Genomic DNA, 20,231 nt, shown 5'->3' on the forward strand with positions numbered 1-20,231 from the left:
GCTGGCTGCACTGCTCTTCAACCCAGGGCGGTGCAGGAACTATTCTTATAGCCATGTGCGCATTAGCCCGCACCCAGACTACTTGCGAACAGCAAGGGCCAATGCACCCAGCGTGATGCGGCCACGGCCTGCCTCGGCCTGCCGTCGGCGTGATGCGGCCTCTGACCGGCGGGTTCGCACGCTGGTCCACAACCAAGCCCCTGTGCAACCATAGCGCCCTTGCCACAACTCACCGCCCCACTTTCTTGAGGAACTCCATCATGCAAGAAGTCGTCATCGTCGCCGCCACCCGTACCGCCGTCGGCAGCTTCCAGGGTGCGCTGGCGAGTATTCCGGCCCCTGAATTGGGCGCTGCGGTGATCCGTCGCCTGCTGGAACAAACCGGCCTGGACGGCGCCGAGGTCGACGAAGTGATCCTCGGCCAGGTGCTGACCGCAGGTAGCGGGCAGAACCCGGCACGCCAGGCGGCAATCCTCGCGGGGCTGCCCCATGCGGTACCGGCACTGACCCTGAACAAAGTCTGCGGCTCGGGCCTCAAAGCCCTGCACTTGGGCGCCCAGGCGATTCGCTGCGGCGATGCCGAGGTGATCATCGCCGGCGGCATGGAGAACATGAGCCTGGCGCCTTATGTGATGCCCGGCGCCCGCACCGGCCTGCGCATGGGCCACGCCAAGCTGGTCGATAGCATGATCACCGACGGCCTGTGGGACGCCTTCAACGACTACCACATGGGCATCACCGCCGAAAACCTGGTGGACAAGTACGCCATCACCCGCGAGGAACAGGACGCCTTCGCCGCCGCCTCGCAGCAGAAAGCCTGCGCCGCCATCGAGGCCGGTCGTTTCAAGGATGAAATCACCCCGATCCTGATTCCCCAGCGCAAGGGCGAGCCGCTGGCCTTTGCCACCGACGAACAACCGCGTGCCGGCACCAGCGCCGAGTCGCTAGGCAAGCTGAAACCAGCGTTCAAGAAAGACGGCAGCGTCACCGCTGGTAATGCCTCCAGCCTCAACGACGGCGCTGCCGCGGTGCTGTTGATGAGTGCAGCAAAAGCCCAGGCCCTCGGCCTGCCGGTTTTGGCACGCATCGCCAGTTACGCCAATGCCGGCGTCGACCCAGCGATCATGGGCATTGGCCCAGTCTCTGCCACCCAGCGCTGCCTGGCAAAGGCCGGCTGGAGTATCGAGCAACTGGACCTGATCGAAGCTAACGAAGCCTTCGCCGCCCAGGCCCTGGCCGTCGGCAAGGAACTGCAGTGGGATGCCAGCAAGGTCAACGTCAACGGTGGCGCCATCGCCATCGGCCACCCGATTGGTGGTTCAGGCTGCCGGATTCTGGTGACCCTGCTGCACGAGATGATCAAACGTGATGCCAAGAAAGGCCTGGCTACCCTGTGCATCGGCGGTGGTCAGGGCGTGGCCCTGGCAATTGAGCGCGGATAAACAACTTCACGCAGGTTGGGCGGGGACACGCTGACTGAGCTCAACAAAGCCCAGCCTACGCGTCACCGGCCGACCACAACCTCGGGCTTACGGCGTTAGTAACAGCCTACCCCGCGCTCTTCGCGTTGCCCTGCAAGCTGATCCAAACACCGGGCTTTTTCTTGATAAACTGCGCGCCTTTCCTTTCCCGAGTTGTCGCGCATGCCCTCTCTCGACTTGGCGCTGCGCGCCGCACTGAATAACCGCCAGGACCTGCTAGCAGAGCTGCAGCAACAGGGCAGCGACTGTTACCGGCTATTCCATGGCAGCCAGGAAGGCGCCGGCGGTCTGACCATCGACCGCTACGGGCCGCAGTTATTGGTGCAAAGCTTTCATCAGAGCCTCAGCCGCGATGAGCTGCTGCAACTGGCCGAACAATCCAGCCAGGCCCTCGATACGCCGCTGCTACTGGTCTACAACGATCGCTCCCAAGGCAACTCGCGGATCGATCGCACTGATCCGGTCTATCTGCCCCAGCCCGAAGCGCTGGAGGATCAGATTGGCCATGAATGGGGCCTCAACTATCGCGTGCGCGCTCGCCATGCCGGCCAAGACCCGCTGCTGTTTCTCGACCTGCGCAACGCTCGCGGCTGGATCAAGGCGCACAGCGCCGGCAAGTCTGTGCTCAACCTGTTCGCTTACACCTGCGGCGTCGGCCTCAGCGCGGCCGCCGGCGGCGCCAGCGAAGTGATCAACCTGGACTTTGCCGAAGGCAACCTGGCAGTCGGCCGTGAAAACGCCGCACTGAATCCCCAACTGGCACCCATGCAGTTCATCCAGTCCGATTATTTTCCGGCGATTCGCCAATTGGCAGGCCTGCCGATCAGCCCACGCCGCGGGCATAAGCTGCCCGACTATCCGCGCCTGCAGCCGCGCCAGTTTGACCGGGTATTGCTCGACCCGCCCGCCTGGGCCAAAAGCGCCTTTGGCACCGTCGACCTGCTGCGCGACTACCAGAGCCTGCTCAAACCAGCGATTCTTGCCACCGCCAATGACGGTGTACTGATCTGCTGCAACAACCTGGCAAAGGTCGCCCTGAGCGACTGGCGTGAACAGGTGCTGCGCTGCGCCGAAAAACTGGGGCGTCCGGTACGTGACTGCCAGACTCTGGCGCCAGCCCCGGACTTCCCCTCACTGGACGGCCAGCCGCCGCTGAAAACCCTGATCCTGCAGTTCTAACGCACAGAAAACACGCCACACTCGTCATCTGGAACTGTATGCACATGCCATACTCCAAGGCATTTATGGTCGGGATAGATGACGTTTTTATGCTTAAAGGACTAAAGCGCGCTGCTGGCGCACTGCTGATTGCCGTTGCCCTCTACAGCCTGCTCGGCTTTTTGATTGTGCCGGGCATCGGCCTGCGTATCGCCAACCAGCAACTCGCCCAATACGGCAACGTGCCCGCCACGCTGGAGCGCTTGCAACTCAACCCCTTTAGCCTGGAAGCCGAGCTCTGGGGCTTGCGTATCGGCGAGCCTGGCCAGGAACACGTAGCCTTCGAGCGCCTCTATGCCAACCTGCAACTCGACAGCCTGTGGCGGGGCGTTCTGCACCTGAGCGCGGTCGAGCTGGTTAAACCGCATGCCCGGCTGCTGTTCGCCAAGGACGGTACGCTCAACCTGGCCCAGCTGTTCAAGCTGCCCGCCAGCGCCGAGCCGGCCGCCGAGCAGCCGCCCGGCGAGCCTTTCCCATTGCGCATCGCCCATATCAAGCTGACCGGCGGTAACCTGCACTTTCAGGATCTGCGCCCCAGCGAACCCATCGAGCTTACCTACGACGACCTCAGCGTCGAGTTACACAACCTAAGCACCCTGCGCGACGACAATGCCGCGATGACCCTGGTTGCCACCGGCCCCCAAGGTGGCCAGATCGACTGGAGCGGGCAGCTCAGCCTGGTGCCGATCAGCTCCAGCGGCAGTTTGAAAATCAGCGATGGCAAGATGAAAGCCTTCTGGCCCTACGTGCGCGATGCCCTGCCCTTGGTGCTTGAAGACGGCGTGATCGACTTGGCCACCGACTACAGCCTCAGCCTGGCCAGCAATACACAACTGCTGCTGAGCAACACCCAGATCAAGATTGCACCCTTTGCCATCAAGGCACCGGATGGCCGGCCGCTGGTCAGACTGGCCAACCTGGAAGTTAGCGAGACCAGCCTGGACCTGCTCAAGCAACAGGTGGTGATCGGCAAGATCCGCAGCCAGCAACTGGAAACCTGGGTCGCCCGCGAGGCCGATGGCCAGCTGGACTGGCAGCAACTGTTCGCCACCGCACCGCAGAACAACAAGGACCAGGCCACAGCCTCGGCGCCGGGCAAACCCTGGCAAGTGCTGCTGCGTGACGTGCAACTGCGCGACTATCGGGTGCACTTGGCCGACCGCGTGCCGGAGCAGGATGTCGCCCTCGAACTGGGGCCACTCAACCTCGACTTGCAGGATTTCGACAGCCTGGGCACCTCGCCTTTCACCCTGAAGCTCGACACCGGCCTGGGCACACAGGGCACGCTGCAGGCAGAGGGGCGCGTGCAACTGAACCCGACCACGGCCCGCCTGAAAATCGCCAGCCGCGCGATAGACTTGCGTGTGGCTCAGGCCTATCTCAGCCCTCTGGTGCGCATCGAACTGCGCAGTGGCCTGTTCGACAGCGAGCTGGACGTGGCCCTGGAGACCACCGAGCCACTGGCCTTCAGCATCACGGGCAAGGCCCAGGTCAACCAACTGCACACCCTCGACACCCTCAAAGAGCGCGATTTCGTACGCTGGCAGCAGCTCGACCTGCTCGGCATCAGCTACCGTCACGGCGACAGCCTGAATATCGACAAGGTGCAGCTGAACCAGCCCTATGCACGCTTTATCATCAACGAAGACCTGACCACCAACGTCAGCGACCTGCTGATCACTCAGGCCGGCGACCCGGCAACCCGCGAGTCGAGTGCCACACCTGCGCCCGCCAGCCCGCCGCTAGGCATCCATATCGGCGAAGTGAGCTTCACCGACGGTTCGGCCAATTTCGCCGACTTCAGCCTGACACCGAACTTCGCCACGGCCATCCAGCAGCTCAACGGCCGTATCGGCACCCTCGACAGCCGCGCGCAGAAACCGGCCAGTGTGGATGTCACTGGCAAAATCGACCGCTACGCGCCGGTCAGCGTCAAGGGCAGCCTGAACCCCTTCGACCCAATGGATAGCCTGGATATCATCACCCAGTTCAAACAGGTCGAACTGACCACCCTGACGCCCTACTCCGGCAAGTTCGCCGGCTATCGAATCCGCAAAGGCCGGCTCAACCTGGACCTGCATTACCGCATCAGCCAGGGCAGGCTGAACGCCGAAAACAGCGTAGTGGTCGAACAACTGCAGCTCGGTGAAAAAGTCGACAGCCCCAGCGCAGTCGACTTGCCAATTCGCCTGGCAGTCGCCCTACTCAAGGACACCGAAGGCAAGATCGGCCTGAGCCTGCCCGTGCAGGGCGACCTCAATAGCCCCGAGTTCAGCGTGATGCCAATTGTCTGGCAAACCCTGCGCAACCTGGTGCTGCGCGCAGCCCAAGCGCCGTTCAAGTTTATCGGCGGACTGGTCAGTGGCGGCGCCGAGATGGACCTGAGTACGGTGCCATTCAACCCCGGCAGCAAGGATCTCGACAGCAGCGCCCAAGCCGCCCTGGACCTGCTCGCCAGCGCCCTCAAGGAGCGCCCGGCGCTGCGCCTGGAAGTCGAAGGCATGAGTGCGCAGAGCAGTGACGGCCCGCCACTGGCCGAGCAGCGCCTGCAGCGCGAGTACCAGAATACCTACTACAAGATTCTCCAGCGCCGTGGCGATGCGGTCCCCACCGCGCCCGGCGCGCTTGAGATTACAGACGACGAACGAGGAGCAATGCTCGAAGGCATCTACCGCGCCCGCCTGAAACAGCAGCCACCTGCCGAATGGAAAGAACTGGACAAGGAGCAGCGCGCCATCAATCTGCGTGACGCCATGCTGCAGCACTGGGGCAAGAGCCAGTTATTGCAACGCCAACTGGCTCAGGCGCGCGCCGCCAGCATCAAAGATTACCTGGTTGACCGCGGCGGCCTGGCTGGCGAGCGGGTTTACTTGCTGGATGTCGGCCCCGGCCAGGCGCTAGCAGACAACAGGGTAGCCACCCTACTGCACCTCGATAGCGAATAAGGCCCAAGCGATGATAACCATCAGACACCTCTGCCTGACACTGTTCCTCGGCTACGGCTGCGCAGTCCAGGCAGAAACCCTGCGTTGCGGCAGTCAGTTGGTGAGTGTCGGCGACCGCAGCTTCGAGGTGGAGCAGAAATGCGGAGAACCAGCATTTCGTGACTTGGTCGGTTACACCCTCGGGCCCTACCAGCGGCGCGAGATGAAAATCGAGGAATGGGTCTACAGCCCCAGCAACGGCATGCTGACCATTCTGACCTTCGAGGGCAACCGCCTGACACGCATCGAAAGACGCCGCGGGCACTGACAAGCGCCCGGCAGCACGGTAGCCTGAGTCACCTCCTTTGGCCAACCGGTTAACCTTGTGAAAGCGCTTATCAGCACCCTGCTCGTATTACTGGCTGGCAGTATTGAAGCCGCGACTTTACGCTGCGGCAGCGCTCTGATCAGTACTGACGATAGCACCAGCGAAGTCATCGCCAAATGCGGTGAACCGCGCAGTCGCGACTTCCTCGGCTACCGCGAAATACGCGACAGCTATGGTTTTTACAACGAAGTGCCCCTCGAAGAATGGACCTACGGCCCACGCAGCGGCATGTACCACTTCCTGCGTTTCGAAGGTAACCGGCTACGCAGCATCGACAGTAAGCGCGGCAACTGAACACGAGCAAGCATGACCTGCCGCGCTTGCTCGGCTGACTCACGCGCCCACTACTGGCTAGCGTCTTCCTGAGCCATGTGGCCTGGCAACCAGCAATGCGTTTTTTGGCCCGGACCGCCAGCAAGTTGGCCCCTCGCATGCAACTGTGCCGGAAGTGCGGTGGAGAAGGCGATACGTGCGGCACGTATCGCATACAACTCCCGCCTCAGGGTTCTGGCGAGATACGCGCCTCGCGACGAGCAACCCATGACTTGGCCCCAATCCTGGTGACTCGAACATTCGTACAGTCCAAATATTTTTATAGTGTTACGAATGTGCAACAGCCAATCAATACACGTACTGCCAAGCCATATAAGGCCCGCACCTATATTTGCGCTGCATAGCTGGCAGCTAGTTGTATCAGGACACTTACACTTAATAACCGCCCCGTACGCTAATTAAAAAGCAAGCCATTGATGTTATTGCCTTTTCATCACTTGGCACGACTACTGCTATTTATTAGCCAGCTGAAACTTTACGGGGAATATATTGTGAAACTATCAACTTCGGCTTTCTCATGGATGGTGATCCTGATCGTTGTTGCACCCCTGACTGTGAGTGCAGCGGAGCGTGGTGACATCATCATTTCTCGTGATGTTCAGCCTCGCTCTGCAACGCGCCAACCCATGATGCCTGACCCCAACCCACGGGTAAGTAATCCTGGCGCTGTTGTCAAATACAGCACAACCAATGAATTGAGCGATGCTGACTTTGCCAGCATGTCGACTGGCATGGCATTGCCCGAGCGCATAGTGCATAACCATTTAAACGGCAACTCATCACTCATGGGGGCGCCTACTCACCAATCCGTACCGGGGATTAACGCTTCACACGGCGGAGGTGGTGCCGCGGGCGGTGTTGCTGGGCAGGTCAACCGCGGTATTCAGCAAGGGTTGCGCCCCCTACAGATCATAGGAGGGCGTTGACATGCGCCAGATGATCATCGCCCTGTTGCTTGTCAGCCCTACGCTGGTGGCTGAACAGACGCTGCAGGTCATGGATGCCCAGATTGAGGACAGCGGGCAACGCTTCAACGGCAATTTCAGCCTTAACCAAGCCGCAGGCCTCAGTCATCAACAGGTCAACAGCCGTGTTATCAGCACTGGCGACAGCGCCAACGCCACATCGACCATCAGGCAAACGCTTGAAATTGTGCCCGGCAGCACTACGGGTGCACAGATGAACTCCCGAATTGAAGGGGCTTCTTTCAGCCAAGGCAATGGCGTGATCGGGATCAATCAGAGTGCGGGTATCGGTAATCAGCATATTAACGCTTTTCGCATAACGCTCGGCGCTGTGCCAGAAAGCCTGGACGATAGCGTTCTCTCACAGAACGTAACTCGTCCGTCCATCTCCGGGATAGCTGTACCCAAGAATGGCGAACGCAGTGTTGCAATAAGCGACGATGCATTCGCTGGTAGTCGTGGTGTGGTGCAACTGAACCAGAGTGCCGGGATTGGCAATACAACTGCCAATAACCTGAGCATAAGGGTTGTGGAATGACCCTGTAGCAAAAAGCCCAACACCCATGCGTAAGGAGAAATACCCATGAAATGCAAAATGATTATCAGCCCTCTGGCGTTTGCACTGACTGCCGTAATTGCTTCTACTGCAGCCTATGCAGGCGGTGGTAATAATGGCGGCCATCACGGCGGTCATAATACTACCGGTGCATCCGCCATCGTCAATGACACCCAACTGAACTACGGCAACGATGTTGATAATGATGCCACCAAGAACACTGCCACTATTGACGGTTCTCTCAATGGCGCGTCGGGTAATGTGGGGGCCAACGTCGCGGCCGGTGACAATAACCAGCAGGCAAATGCTGCTGCCATTGCGACTGCTGATGCCTACTTCGTCTTTGGTTTAGGTCAAGGCTTGGAAGCCAATGCCAGCATCGGCGTAACTCAACAAGCCTACGACAATAACGTGGTCAACTATGGCACCCAGAACAACGCCAGTCTGGTTGACTCTGGCAATGACGTGCAGGGCAGCGTTGGCATTAACGTAGCCGCGGGTAACTTCAACCAGCAGAAAAACGACATGGCGCTCGCATCGTCGGAAAAGGCCTTCACTGCCGAAGCGTCGGTTGATGTAATGCAGGAGTCTTCGGGCAACTATACCAACAACAACACCGGCGATGTCTATGAGGTCAATGATGGCCTGCAGGTTGTCTCCAGCGGCTTTGGCTGGTGGCCACCACAGAAGCCGCAAACCCCAGTGGTCAACAATGCCAGCTTGAGCAACTCGCTCAATAATGCTTCTGGCAATGTGGGCGTGAACATCGCTGCCGGTGCCGGCAACCAGCAAAGCAATACGCTTGCAATTGCTGCAGGTTGCAACGCTTGCATCGCACAATGATGTAAGGCCAATGACCAACAGAGTTCTGGCTTAGCCTGAACTCTGTTGTCTTGAAAAAGGAGGTCATATGCTCCGAGCACTGTTACCTCTCACGGGCGTGTTATTTTTCACGTCCGCTTCATTTACTGCCACTGCAGCTGAAATACGATTTGCCGCGCTGCCTAATGGCGCTATCGCTTACAAGTTAGTCGTGAGTATGCGTGAGCGACGCTTCGCCAATCTGGTCGAGCAGAAAACCGACTTTAGTTGTGGCGCAGCAGCCTTGGCTACAGTGCTCAATGCCGCGTATGGCTGGAATCTTGAAGAAGAAGACATTATCAAAGGCATGCTGGAGCAGGCCGATGCAGACGTGGTTCGCACACAGGGCTTTTCAATGCTCGACATGAAGCGCTATGCGGAAAATCTCGGTTTGCGCGCACGTGGCTACCGCATCGATCCCAACAAGCTGGAAAGCCTTAAAGTTCCCAGCATCGTATTACTGGATGTCCGTGGTTATAAACACTTCGTGGTATTACAGCGCACCTACAAGGGCTATGTGTATATCGGTGACCCGGTGTTAGGGCACAAGAAGATGAGCCTTGAGGAATTCAGCCAAGGCTGGAATGGCATCATCTTTGCGCTAATCGGCCCTGGTTACAACCGCGCCAACGCCCTGCTCTCGCCACCGGAGCCACTGACGGCCAAAAGTCGTATCGACAGTTTTAGCCCGGTCAAAGATGCCGAATTGATGGAGTTCGGCTTCATTCAGAGCGATTTCTTCTAGCTTGCCCAAACGCGGTATAGCTTCTGGGAGACACGGTTATGAACACAAGAACATGGTTAGCAGCAGGCTTGCTGGTCGCCAGCCTTCCGCTGCACGCCGCCAACCCATTTCAACCCATTGAGTTGAGCGACCCAGAACTGGATCAGTTGCGGGGACGCTATGTACTGCCTGATCGCATCATCAGTTTCGGCGTAGTAATGACGTCGTCATGGCAAGACTCTACAGGCCAGATAATAGGTGCGCAGGTTGCCCTGAATATCAGTGGCGCTCAATCACAACCAACCTTGTACATCACCCGCATTGACCAGGCAGGCAGTGGCAACGCGCTCACCGCAGGCAATGGTCAGATCATTGGCGGCGCTGGACTGGGCAGTGTCCAGGGCATTGTGCAGAGTGTTCGTACAGCAGGTGATTACAACACCGGGCTGAATGATCTCAGCGTGCAAATCAGCAAGGGTAACGAGCAGCCTGTACCCATCAGCGGGGAAGCCTGGAATGGCAGCCAGGGCTTCAGCAATGGCGCAGGCACTGTAAAGATAACCGCACTCAATGGTGGTCTGAATATCGCAGTGCAAGCCAGTAATGGCCAAGGGCATAGCAGCCAACAAATCGGTGGCGGCGTATCCCAGCACGCCAACATAGGCGGCTCACTGAACAGTGTGCGCAACGTGGCCGCTCTTAGCGTTGCCCTGCGTGACAACCCGCGAGCCGTCAACATGACCAGTTGCCTCGAACAACTGAGAGCCCTACGCCCAAGTGGATACTGAACTAGGCTGGAAGTGGGAACTTAAGCAAGGAAGTTATTCATGCGAGCATTTTTTTGTCATATGCCATTAACGTTGGCGATCGCTATTGCATCATCGGCAACCCATGCCGCCGAGGAACCTCAGGTTCAAGCGCTGATCCAAGAGCTTCAGGTACTGAAGGAGCGCTATGCGGCGCAACAAAATGCATTGGTAATTCTTGAACAGCGCCTGCGTCAAGTTGAGAGCAGAAGCCCGATGCCGATGCGTGCAGCAGCAGGCCAACAGGCTGCGGGCGCGCAAACAGCTGCCACTGGAGCAACTGCAAGCAGCGGATACGGAACAGCGCTCAAAGACAGCTCCGAGCCTCCCGCCAGTGTCGAGAACATCTACCAAGAGGCCAGTGGCTTTTTCGGCAGTGGTACGTTCAGTATCGAACCCGGACTGACTTACAGCCACTATGATTCACGCCAGTTGTTTCTTAACGGCTTTCTGGCTCTTGACGCAATATTCCTCGGCAATCTCGGCGTAGACCAGATCAATGCTGACACCTTCACGTTCGATCTGACCGGCCGCTATAACTGGGCACGACGCTGGCAACTCGACGTTAATACGCCCTGGATATACCGTGAAACTACTTATCAGTCTGCAGGTGCTGGTGGTTCCACTGCGGCTATCAGCGAACAAACCGTTACAGGCAACCCACGCCTTGGTGACGTAAGTCTCGGCGTATCCTACAAGTTCCTCGATGAAGCCCCTGGCCGGCCGGATGCAGTGCTCAGCCTGCGTGTCAAAGCGCCTACTGGGGTTGAACCCTACGGCATTAAACTCGATACCGTACCAGGTAATAACAACCTCAACGTGCCGGAGGATCTGCCAACAGGCAATGGCGTCTGGTCCATCACACCAGGGATTGCGCTGGTCAAGACGATGGATCCAGCGGTGGTCTTTGGTAGTTTTTCGTATACCTACAACATGGAGGAAAGTTTCAGCGATATCAGCCCGGAACGAGGGGTGAAGGTGCCGGGTAAGGTGGCGCTGGGGAACTGGTTCCAGCTCGGCTTAGGTGTAGCATTCGCTTTGAACGAACGGGCGAGTTTATCCATGTCTTTTTCCGAATTGATCAGCCAGAAAAGCAAAGTCAAACCTGATGGTCAAGGCTGGCAAACAATATCGGGCAGCGATGCCAATGCAGCCTATTTCAACATTGGTATGACATTCGCACCAAGCAATAATCTGACCATCGTGCCAAACCTTTCGATTGGCTTGACACCTGATGCGCCGGACTTTTCCTTCAGCATCAAGTTCCCTTATTATTTTTAGTCCGCGAAACCATTCAACGGCTAATTAAGCATCAACAGGCAACCTTGTAAGTGCCTGCTCATTGCTGCAGATTTGCTGCAGCAATGAGCAGACAGTACGTATCGCATAAAATGCACGGCACGCTACTGGCCGCATAACTAATTACGCCGCACTCGCGCTTAGGCGTGATACTTGGCGTTGTCTTGATTTCCCTGCGCGCCAATCAATACATGACCAAGATCAGGAGCATCCTGCAACCCTGTGGTAAAACCATTAACTCTTTTATCACTTGGCAGAATCTGATGCTTGTGCAAGAGCCGGTAGAATGTCGGGCGGGAAACGCCCAGGGAGCGAGCCGCATGGCTCATATTCTTTGAATAGCGGGTTAATACGTCATTGAGTGCCTGTCGTTCTGCCATAAAAAGATAATCACTCAAGGTGCTGGTACGAAACTGAGCATGTTCCTCGGACGTCAATCCGATATCGATTGGCTCAATTTGACGCCCTTCGGCCAATACCTGACCACGCCTGACCCGATTAGCCAACTCCCTCACGTTACCCGGCCACGAATGGTCCATCATTGCGTTAATAGCAGCCTCACTGAAACGTCGCGGGCGCTTACCAATTTCACTCGCATAGAGCGTTGAAAAATGATCCGCGAATAGCGGAATATCCAGCTTACGCTCGCGCAGAGGTGTGGTGTGCACTTGTAATACATTCAATCGGTAATACAAATCCTCACGAAAACGTCCTTGGCGAATAGCCTCTTCGAGATCAACGTGGGTAGCCGCCAATACTCTCACATCGACAGATATCGGCTTACTCGAGCCGACACGCTCTATATTCATTTCCTGAATGAACCGCAGCAGATTAGCCTGCATCTCCAAGGGCAAATCACCTATCTCATCGAGAAACAGGGTGCCACCGTGCGCAGACTCTATGCGGCCGATCTTGCGTTGATGGGCGCCGGTGAACGCACCCTTCTCATGACCAAACAGTTCCGACTGAATAAGATGTTCCGAAATAGCCCCGCAATTAATCGCGACGAAAGCCCCTGCGGCGCGGCGTGACTGACGGTGCAAGGTTCTCGCCACAAGCTCCTTGCCAGTTCCGCTCTGACCGCAAATCAAAACCGGCGAGTCGGTTGGCGCCAGCTTGGCCAGCAACTTACGCAACGTCTTGATACTCGGACTGTTGCCAACCAACAGATCATTATCCTGCGCTGCCACGCCACCTGGCGCCACGTGGCGCAAGTGCGCCATCCCAAAAGCCCGGCCTAATGAAAAGCGCATGCGCGAGACATCAATTGGCAAACTATGGAAATCAAAAAACCACTCGCCGACAAAATCACGGACGCCCTGACTGCTCAGAAGCTCGGGACCGAGAACCGCTATCCACTCCGCGCTGCTCTGACGTATGAGCTGGATCAACGCGGGCAGGCATTGCAAATGCTGAGCACTAAACCTCACCACGCCAACGTCATACAGTTGATCTCGAGCGCCCTCCATACTCGATGTTTTTGCCTCCCAACCCTCTGCTCTCAGACGAGGTAACAACGCTAGACACTCTGCGCATGGATCGACTATCAAAAGACGCCTCTGAGAGCACCTTAATGCATCCAACATAACGACTCCTTGGCTCAACCTGAGCAGTTCCATCGCGAGCGGCACCCGCGCCCGGTCACAACACTGCGTCCTGTTTTCTCGATCAGTAAATGAACATAGCAATACACTTCAGCTTAGCTAACCCGCCGTGGCATGCCGGTGCACGCGAGGAACGGTAGTGAGTTCACGCCTGAACTGGCCACGCAGCGAAGCAATCGATCACCACTTTTTAAATCTGATAACCAGATGATTCTTGACTGCTACAAGTGACAAACAGGTTGATACAGATCAAACAGACTCCCGGAGTTGGCTTGTGAACGACGGGCGGGAGCAAAAATGACGATCGCTGAATACTCCGCGCTGAACAGTGCGCCGGCGCTGCAAATTGCGACAGGACACTTCGCCTCTTCGATTGACCACAATTCTGCAGGCACAAAAAAAGAGAGGGCCCCATCAGGGACCCTCTCTTTCATAAACGTGAAGCGTGTTAGCGATTAAACGCCCGAAGCTTCAGCCGCGGCCACGTCTTTGATCGACAACTTGATACGGCCGCGGTTGTCCACGTCCAGTACCAATACCTTCACTTCCTGACCTTCCTTGAGAATGTCAGTCACCTTCTCGACGCGCTGATCGCTGAGCATCGAGATGTGCACCAGACCATCCTTGCCCGGCAGGATGTTGACGAAGGCGCCGAAGTCGACGATGCGCTCAACCTTGCCGATGTAGATCTTGCCGATCTCGGCTTCCGCAGTAATACCGAGAACACGCTGACGCGCAGCCTCTGCCGCTTCCTTGGTTTCGCCAAAGATCTTGATGGTGCCATCGTCTTCGATGTCGATCGAGGCCTTGGTCTCCTCGCAGATGGCACGGATGGTCGCGCCACCCTTGCCGATCACGTCGCGGATCTTGTCGGTGTCGATTTTCATCGCGATCATGGTCGGCGCATTAGCCGACAGTTCGTTACGCGACGTGGCGAGGATCTGGTTCATCTGACCAAGAATGTTCAGGCGCGCTTCCAGGGCTTGGCCCAGGGCGATTTCCATGATTTCTTCGGTGATGCCCTTGATCTTGATGTCCATCTGCAGCGCGGTCACACCCTTGGCGGTACCGGCTACCTTGAAGTCCATGTCGCCCAGGTGATCTTCGTCGCCAAGGATGTCGGTCAGAATAGCGAACTTCTCGCCGTCCTTGACCAGGCCCATGGCGATACCGGCAACTGGCGCCTTCATCGGCACACCGGCATCCATTAGCGCAAGGGAAGCACCGCAAACCGAAGCCATGGAGCTGGAGCCGTTGGACTCAGTAATCTCCGAAACCACACGAATGGTGTACGGGAACTCGTCAGCGCTCGGCAGCATCGCCGAGATGCTGCGACGGGCCAAACGACCATGACCGATTTCGCGGCGGCCAGTAAAACCTACGCGACCACACTCACCGACCGAGTACGGCGGGAAGTTGTAGTGCAGCATGAAGGGGTCTTTGCGCTCGCCTTCGAGGGTGTCGAGCAGCTGGGCGTCACGGGCGGTACCAAGGGTAGCAACCACCAGGGCCTGGGTTTCGCCACGGGTGAACAGTGCCGAACCATGGGTCTTCGCCAGCACGCCAACTTCGATGTTCAGCGGACGTACGGTGCGGGTGTCACGACCGTCGATACGCGGCTGACCGTTGACGATGTTCTCGCGCACGGTGCGGTATTCGACTTCACCGAAAGCCTCTTTGACTTCGGCAGCAGTCGGCTGACCTTCTTCACCAGACAGTTTGGCGACGACCTGCTCACGCAACTCGCCCAGACGCGCATAACGCTCGTGCTTGACGGTGATGGCGTACGCCTTGGAGATCTCGGCACCGAAATCGCCGCGAATACTCGCCAACAGTGCGGTATTTTCCGGCTTTGGCTGCCAGTCCCAGGTTGGTTTGGCGGCTTCGGCAGCCAATTCCTTGATGGCCTGGATGGCACACTGGAAACCTTCCTGGGCGAACAACACAGCGCCCAGCATCTGGTCTTCGGTCAGTTCTTTGGCTTCCGACTCGACCATCAGTACGGCGTCTGTAGTACCCGCTACAACCATGTCCAGGCTGGAGGCTTTCTGCTGCTCATAGGTCGGGTTCAACAGGTAGCCGGATTCCGGGTGGAAGGCTACGCGTGCGGCACCGATAGGGCCATCGAACGGGATGCCGGAGATCGCCAGAGCAGCCGAGGTACCGATCATCGCTGCGATGTCCGGATCGGTCTTCTTGCTGGTGGAAACCACGGTGCAGAGCACCTGTACTTCGTTCTGGAAACCTTCCGGGAATAGCGGACGGATCGGTCGATCGATCAGGCGCGAGGTCAGGGTCTCTTTCTCGGACGGACGACCTTCACGCTTGAAGAAGCCGCCGGGGATCTTGCCAGCAGCGTAGGTTTTTTCCTGGTAGTGCACAGCCAGGGGAAAGAAGCCCTTGCTTGGGTCGGCAGTCTTGGCACCGACAACGGTCACTAATACGGCGACGTCGTCATCAACGGTGACCAGCACTGCGCCGGTGGCTTGACGGGCGATACGGCCAGTCTCGAGGGTAAAGGTCGATTGACCGAATTGAAACTTCTTGATTACCGGGTTCACGGTGTTTTCCTTCTCTTTTTTGCCTTTGGGGAAAGCGGTTTCTTGCAAAATTCGTGGGCAGTAGCGGGAGTCGAACCCGACACGGTCCAAACGCGTATGGCTGAAACGCAAAAGCTGGAAGCAGGGATACACCCCACTTCCAGCTTCGGCAGTCAGCTACGCATAAGCATTGCTTAGCGACGCAGACCCAGGCGACCGATCAGGGCGCTGTAACGACTAACGTCCTTGCCCTTCAGGTAATCCAGCAGCTTACGACGCTGGTTAACCATGCGGATCAGGCCACGACGCGAGTGGTGGTCTTTACCGTTGATCTTGAAGTGACCTTGGAGCTTGTTGATGTTGGCGGACAACAGTGCAACTTGCACTTCCGGGCTACCGGTGTCGCCTTCAGCTTGCTTGTAGTCATTTACGATCTGGGCTTTATCTTCAACGCTGAGTGCCATGTGGGCTTCCTCTCAGTTAGGCAACTGCCGAAACAGTCGCAATAGGCCGGGAATCGCTTCCCGTGTTTTTAAGTGAGGTATGACCGTGCCTATTAACAGCCACCCTCGATACACGCAGGCAGGGATCTAAGCCCCTGTCCACGCTACGGTCATACAGACCGAATCAAACGACGCGGCGCAATACGCCCGTCTTCACTCACTTCACCGATACCGATAAAGCGACCGTTGTGATCCTGCACCCGCACCATGCCGAATTTCGGCGCTTCTGGTGCGCGCACTGGTTGACCTTGCAGCCAGTAAAACGAGCTGTGCTCGGAAAACTGCAGCAGCGGCCAATGCAGCAGGCCACTGTCTACTGCCAGCAGAAACTGATCGACCGCTTCATGACCACCCTCGGCATGGGCCTGCTCCAGCGCTTCCAAACTAACAGTTTGAGCCAATGTGAACGGCCCTGCTTTAGTCCTTCGCAACTCTGCAACATGGGCACCGCAACCTAGCAAGTGGCCAATATCCTCAACCAGCGTGCGTATATAGGTGCCTTTTGTACAATCGACTGCAAGGCGCGCCTGCTCAGCCTCACAGCTCAGTAATTCCAAGCGGGCAATAGTAACAGAACGCGGCTCGCGCTCCACTACCTCACCAGCACGGGCGAGCTTGTACAGCGGCTGGCCATCGCGCTTGAGCGCCGAGTACATAGGCGGTATCTGGCTGATTTCACCGCGAAATGCCGGTAATACAGCGTCAATATCATCACGACCAACGGTCACGGGGCGGCGTTCCAGCACCTCGCCTTCAGCATCCGCAGTGGTGGTGGTGACCCCCAACTGCATCAAGGTTTCATAACCTTTGTCCGCGTCCAGCAAGTACTGTGAAAACTTGGTTGCCTCACCAAAACACAGCGGCAGTACGCCGGTAGCCAGGGGATCGAGACTGCCGGTGTGCCCGGCTTTCTCGGCGTTGAGCAACCAACGCACTTTCTGCAGTGCTGCGTTGGAGCTGTAACCGCGCGGCTTATCCAGCAGGATAATGCCATCAACCGGACGACGAATGCGTTTCACCTGGGCCACGGGCTTACTCCTTGGCTTCGGTATTATCGGTGGCATGACCGCTGTCTTCACTGACGGCACGCTCGATCAATGCCGACAACTGCGCACCACGAATAACGCTTTCATCATAATGAAAACGCAGATTTGGCACGCTCCGCAGCTTCATCGCCTTGCCCAACTGCATGCGCAGGAAACCGCTGGCATCGTTGAGCACCTTGATACTTTGCACCACAGGATCAACACCCTCCTGCGGCTCGCCACCCATGACGGTGACAAAAACCTTGGCGTGACTCGCATCACGACTGACTTCCACCGCGGTAATGGTCACCAGACCACCTAAACGCGGGTCTTTGATTTCCAGGCGAATCAGCTGCGCCAGTTCACGCTGCATCTGGTCGCCGATACGCTGGGCACGGCTATATTCTTTGGCCATTTCTACTACCTTCCACTCGCCACGACGCCCTAAAAAACGCCGGACCTAAAAGCGGCAAACGCCCGGCCGAGCAAAAGCAGGGCCGGGCGTTGCATGTTGCAACTCGCGCCTTACAGGCTGCGAGCCACTTGGACCTTCTCGAACACTTCGATCTTGTCGCCGACCTTGACGTCGTTGTAGCTCTTCACGCCGATACCGCATTCCATGCCGGCACGCACCTCGGACATATCGTCCTTGAAGCGGCGCAGGGACTCCAGTTCGCCTTCGAAGATCACCACGTCTTCGCGCAGTACGCGAATCGGACGGTTACGGTGCACGATACCCTCGACCACCATGCAACCGGCGACCGCGCCAAACTTAGGCGAACGGAACACGTCGCGCACTTCAGCGATACCCAGGATGTTCTCGCGAACATCGCTGCCGAGCATGCCGGTAAGGGCTTTCTTGACGTCTTCGATGATGTCGTAGATCACGTTGTAGTAACGCATATCCAGACCTTCCTGCTCGACAATCTTGCGCGCACCAGCATCAGCACGCACGTTGAAGCCAAACAGGACAGCGTTGGAAGCGAGGGCCAGGTTGGCATCGGATTCGGTAATACCACCGACGCCGCCGCCGACCACGCGCACTTGCACTTCATCGTTGCCCAGACCGCCGAGCGATCCTTGCAACGCTTCCAGCGAGCCGCGGACGTCAGATTTGAGGACGATATTGAGCGTCTTCTTCTCTTCCTGCCCCATGTTCTCGAAGATGTTTTCCAGCTTGCCGGCGTGAGCACGGGCCAGCTTGACTTCGCGGAACTTGCCCTGACGGAACATGGCCACTTCACGCGCCTTCTTCTCATCAGTCAGCACGCTCATCTCGTCGCCCGCTTCCGGGGTGCCGTCCAAGCCAAGAATCTCGACCGGAATCGATGGACCAGCCTCCTTGATTGGCTTGCCGTTCTCATCAAGCATCGCACGGATACGGCCGTAGTTAGAGCCGACCAGAACCATGTCGCCCTGACGCAACGTGCCGTCCTGAACCAGAACAGTGGCAACCGGGCCACGACCCTTGTCCAGACGCGACTCAACCACGACACCACGACCTGGAGCCGACGGGGTGGCCTTCAACTCGAGAACTTCGGCTTGCAGCAACACCGCTTCCAGCAAATCGTCGACGCCAGTGCCGACTTTCGCCGAGACCAAAACGAACGGCGTTTCACCGCCCCACTCTTCGGACGTAACACCGTGAACCGACAACTCGCTACGGATGCGATCAAGATCGGCACCTGGCTTATCGATTTTGTTCACTGCAACGACCAACGGAACCCCGGCGGCCTTGGCATGCTGAACAGCTTCAATCGTTTGCGGCATGACACCGTCATCTGCCGCCACGACCAGAATCACGATATCAGTCGCCTTGGCACCACGAGCACGCATGGCGGTAAACGCCGCGTGGCCCGGGGTATCGAGGAAGGTAACCATGCCACGGTCAGTTTCGACGTGGTAGGCACCGATATGCTGAGTGATGCCGCCGGCTTCGCCTGCAGCCACTTTGGCGCGACGAATGTAGTCGAGCAACGAAGTTTTACCGTGGTCAACGTGGCCCATTACGGTCACAACCGGCGCACGGGAGAAGGTCTCACCCTCAAACTTCAAGGACTCAGCCAACTGATCTTCCAGGGCATTGTCGCTGACCAGCTTGACCTTGTGGCCTAGCTCTTCGGCGATCAACTGGGCAGTTTCCTGATCCAGTACCTGGTTGATGGTCACCGGAGTGCCCATCTTGAACATGAACTTGATGACCTCAGCCGCTTTAACCGACATCTGCTGAGCCAACTCGCCAACAGTGATGGTTTCGCCAATGGCAACATCACGGATGACCGGACCGGTCGGGCTCTGGAAGCCATGCTGATTGCGCTTCTTGAGCTTGGACTTGCCACGCCCACCACGACGATGACTGTCGCTTTCTTCATCAATGCTACGCGGCGCCACACGTGGAGCTGGAGCCTTTTCCTTGACTGCAGGACGATGCTGGGTGGTCTTGCGATCACCACGACGATCGGCATCTTCATTGCGCGGCTTGTCGGGACGGCGAGGTTCGTCTTTCTTACGTTCCTCAACCGCTGCAACAACTACCGGCAGCTCGACTGGGGCAGCTACTGCAACCGCCTCGCTCTTAACGCCAGTGACCGACGGCTGTGCATGCTCAGCTGCGCGGCGTTTGGCTTCTTCTTCAGCCTTCACCCGCGCCGCGTCAGCGACCACACGCTGTTCAGCCAGCTCACGCTGCGTCTCAGCATCGATCTCTTCAGGGCTGCGCTTGACGAAGGTTTTCTTCTTGCGCACCTCAACACTGATGGTTTTACTACCAGCCACGCGAAGAGTGCTCGTAGTTTTGCGCTGCAAGGTGATCTTGCGCGGCTCTTCTACTTTCTTCGCACCGTGGCTGCTTTTGAGATGGGCAAGCAAAGCCTGCTTCTCGTTATCGGTAACAACTTGCTCGGCACTGCTGTGCGGCAAACCTGCCTCACGCATCTGCTGCAGCAGGCGCTCTACCGGTGTGTCGACCACTTGGGCCAGTTCTTTCACCGTGACTTGCGTCATG

16 protein-coding genes and 1 pseudogene are annotated in these 20,231 nt (G+C 57.6%); 11 read left to right on the plus strand and 6 right to left on the minus strand.

The genetic code is table 11. The features are described from left to right. Positions 1-260: 260 nt before the first annotated feature. From Q8K09_RS15800 to Q8K09_RS15850, 11 genes are all read left to right on the plus strand, one after another. On the plus strand, positions 261-1,442 hold the full coding sequence (locus tag Q8K09_RS15800; protein ID WP_305255940.1) for an acetyl-CoA C-acetyltransferase: 1,182 nt from the start codon (positions 261-263) through the stop codon (positions 1,440-1,442). A gap of 201 nt (positions 1,443-1,643) precedes the next feature. After that, positions 1,644-2,660, plus strand: coding sequence for a class I SAM-dependent rRNA methyltransferase (locus tag Q8K09_RS15805; RefSeq protein WP_305255941.1), 1,017 nt, complete (start codon positions 1,644-1,646; stop codon positions 2,658-2,660). Positions 2,661-2,749: 89 nt separating this feature from the next. Next, complete coding sequence (locus Q8K09_RS15810; RefSeq protein ID WP_305255942.1) at positions 2,750-5,644, plus strand: DUF748 domain-containing protein; 2,895 nt, start codon at positions 2,750-2,752, stop codon at positions 5,642-5,644. A gap of 10 nt (positions 5,645-5,654) precedes the next feature. Continuing rightward, complete coding sequence (locus Q8K09_RS15815) at positions 5,655-5,951, plus strand: DUF2845 domain-containing protein (protein ID WP_305255943.1); 297 nt, start codon at positions 5,655-5,657, stop codon at positions 5,949-5,951. Positions 5,952-6,008: 57 nt separating this feature from the next. Continuing rightward, on the plus strand, positions 6,009-6,305 hold the full coding sequence (locus tag Q8K09_RS15820) for a DUF2845 domain-containing protein (RefSeq protein ID WP_305255944.1): 297 nt from the start codon (positions 6,009-6,011) through the stop codon (positions 6,303-6,305). 455 nt (positions 6,306-6,760) lie between these two features. Then, positions 6,761-7,270, plus strand: a complete 510-nt coding sequence (locus Q8K09_RS15825; protein WP_305255945.1) for a hypothetical protein — start codon at positions 6,761-6,763, stop codon at positions 7,268-7,270. A 1-nt stretch (position 7,271) separates the two neighbouring features. Next, positions 7,272-7,847 carry an adhesin gene (locus tag Q8K09_RS15830; RefSeq protein ID WP_305255946.1) on the plus strand — a complete coding sequence of 192 codons (576 nt, stop codon included), beginning with the start codon at positions 7,272-7,274 and terminating at the stop codon, positions 7,845-7,847. A 45-nt stretch (positions 7,848-7,892) separates the two neighbouring features. Beyond that, positions 7,893-8,708 (plus strand): hypothetical protein, encoded by an 816-nt coding sequence (locus Q8K09_RS15835; protein ID WP_305255947.1) that lies wholly within the window; start codon positions 7,893-7,895, stop codon positions 8,706-8,708. A gap of 67 nt (positions 8,709-8,775) precedes the next feature. Next, positions 8,776-9,471 carry a C39 family peptidase gene (locus Q8K09_RS15840; RefSeq protein ID WP_305255948.1) on the plus strand — a complete coding sequence of 232 codons (696 nt, stop codon included), beginning with the start codon at positions 8,776-8,778 and terminating at the stop codon, positions 9,469-9,471. Between the two features lie 38 nt (positions 9,472-9,509). After that, the gene (locus Q8K09_RS15845) at positions 9,510-10,238 is read left to right on the plus strand and encodes a hypothetical protein (RefSeq protein WP_305255949.1); all 729 of its coding nucleotides are present in this window, start codon (positions 9,510-9,512) and stop codon (positions 10,236-10,238) included. A gap of 60 nt (positions 10,239-10,298) precedes the next feature. Beyond that, positions 10,299-11,537: a hypothetical protein gene (locus Q8K09_RS15850; RefSeq protein WP_305255990.1), complete on the plus strand. Its 1,239-nt coding sequence runs from the start codon at positions 10,299-10,301 to the stop codon at positions 11,535-11,537. A 275-nt stretch (positions 11,538-11,812) separates the two neighbouring features. On the opposite strand, the pseudogene Q8K09_RS15855 reads toward Q8K09_RS15850, so the two are convergent. The 6 genes and pseudogenes from Q8K09_RS15855 to infB all read right to left on the minus strand — a co-directional run. Further along, positions 11,813-13,141, minus strand: a pseudogene (locus Q8K09_RS15855) (sigma 54-interacting transcriptional regulator); the annotation flags it as partial. Between the two features lie 473 nt (positions 13,142-13,614). After that, the gene (gene pnp / locus Q8K09_RS15860; protein WP_305255951.1) at positions 13,615-15,720 is read right to left on the minus strand and encodes a polyribonucleotide nucleotidyltransferase; all 2,106 of its coding nucleotides are present in this window, start codon (positions 15,718-15,720) and stop codon (positions 13,615-13,617) included. Positions 15,721-15,893: 173 nt separating this feature from the next. Further along, the gene (gene rpsO, locus Q8K09_RS15865) at positions 15,894-16,163 is read right to left on the minus strand and encodes a 30S ribosomal protein S15 (protein ID WP_305255952.1); all 270 of its coding nucleotides are present in this window, start codon (positions 16,161-16,163) and stop codon (positions 15,894-15,896) included. Between the two features lie 149 nt (positions 16,164-16,312). Beyond that, positions 16,313-17,230, minus strand: a complete 918-nt coding sequence (truB, locus tag Q8K09_RS15870; RefSeq protein ID WP_305255953.1) for a tRNA pseudouridine(55) synthase TruB — start codon at positions 17,228-17,230, stop codon at positions 16,313-16,315. Between the two features lie 4 nt (positions 17,231-17,234). Further along, a complete protein-coding gene (gene rbfA / locus Q8K09_RS15875; RefSeq protein ID WP_305255954.1) occupies positions 17,235-17,642 on the minus strand; it encodes a 30S ribosome-binding factor RbfA in 408 nt (135 codons plus the stop codon). Between the two features lie 110 nt (positions 17,643-17,752). Further along, on the minus strand, positions 17,753-20,230 hold the full coding sequence (gene infB / locus Q8K09_RS15880) for a translation initiation factor IF-2 (protein ID WP_305255955.1): 2,478 nt from the start codon (positions 20,228-20,230) through the stop codon (positions 17,753-17,755). Between the last annotated feature and the right edge of the window lies 1 nt (position 20,231).

This window comes from Pseudomonas sp., from assembly GCF_030683065.1.
Taxonomy (GTDB): Bacteria; Pseudomonadota; Gammaproteobacteria; order Pseudomonadales; family Pseudomonadaceae; genus Aquipseudomonas.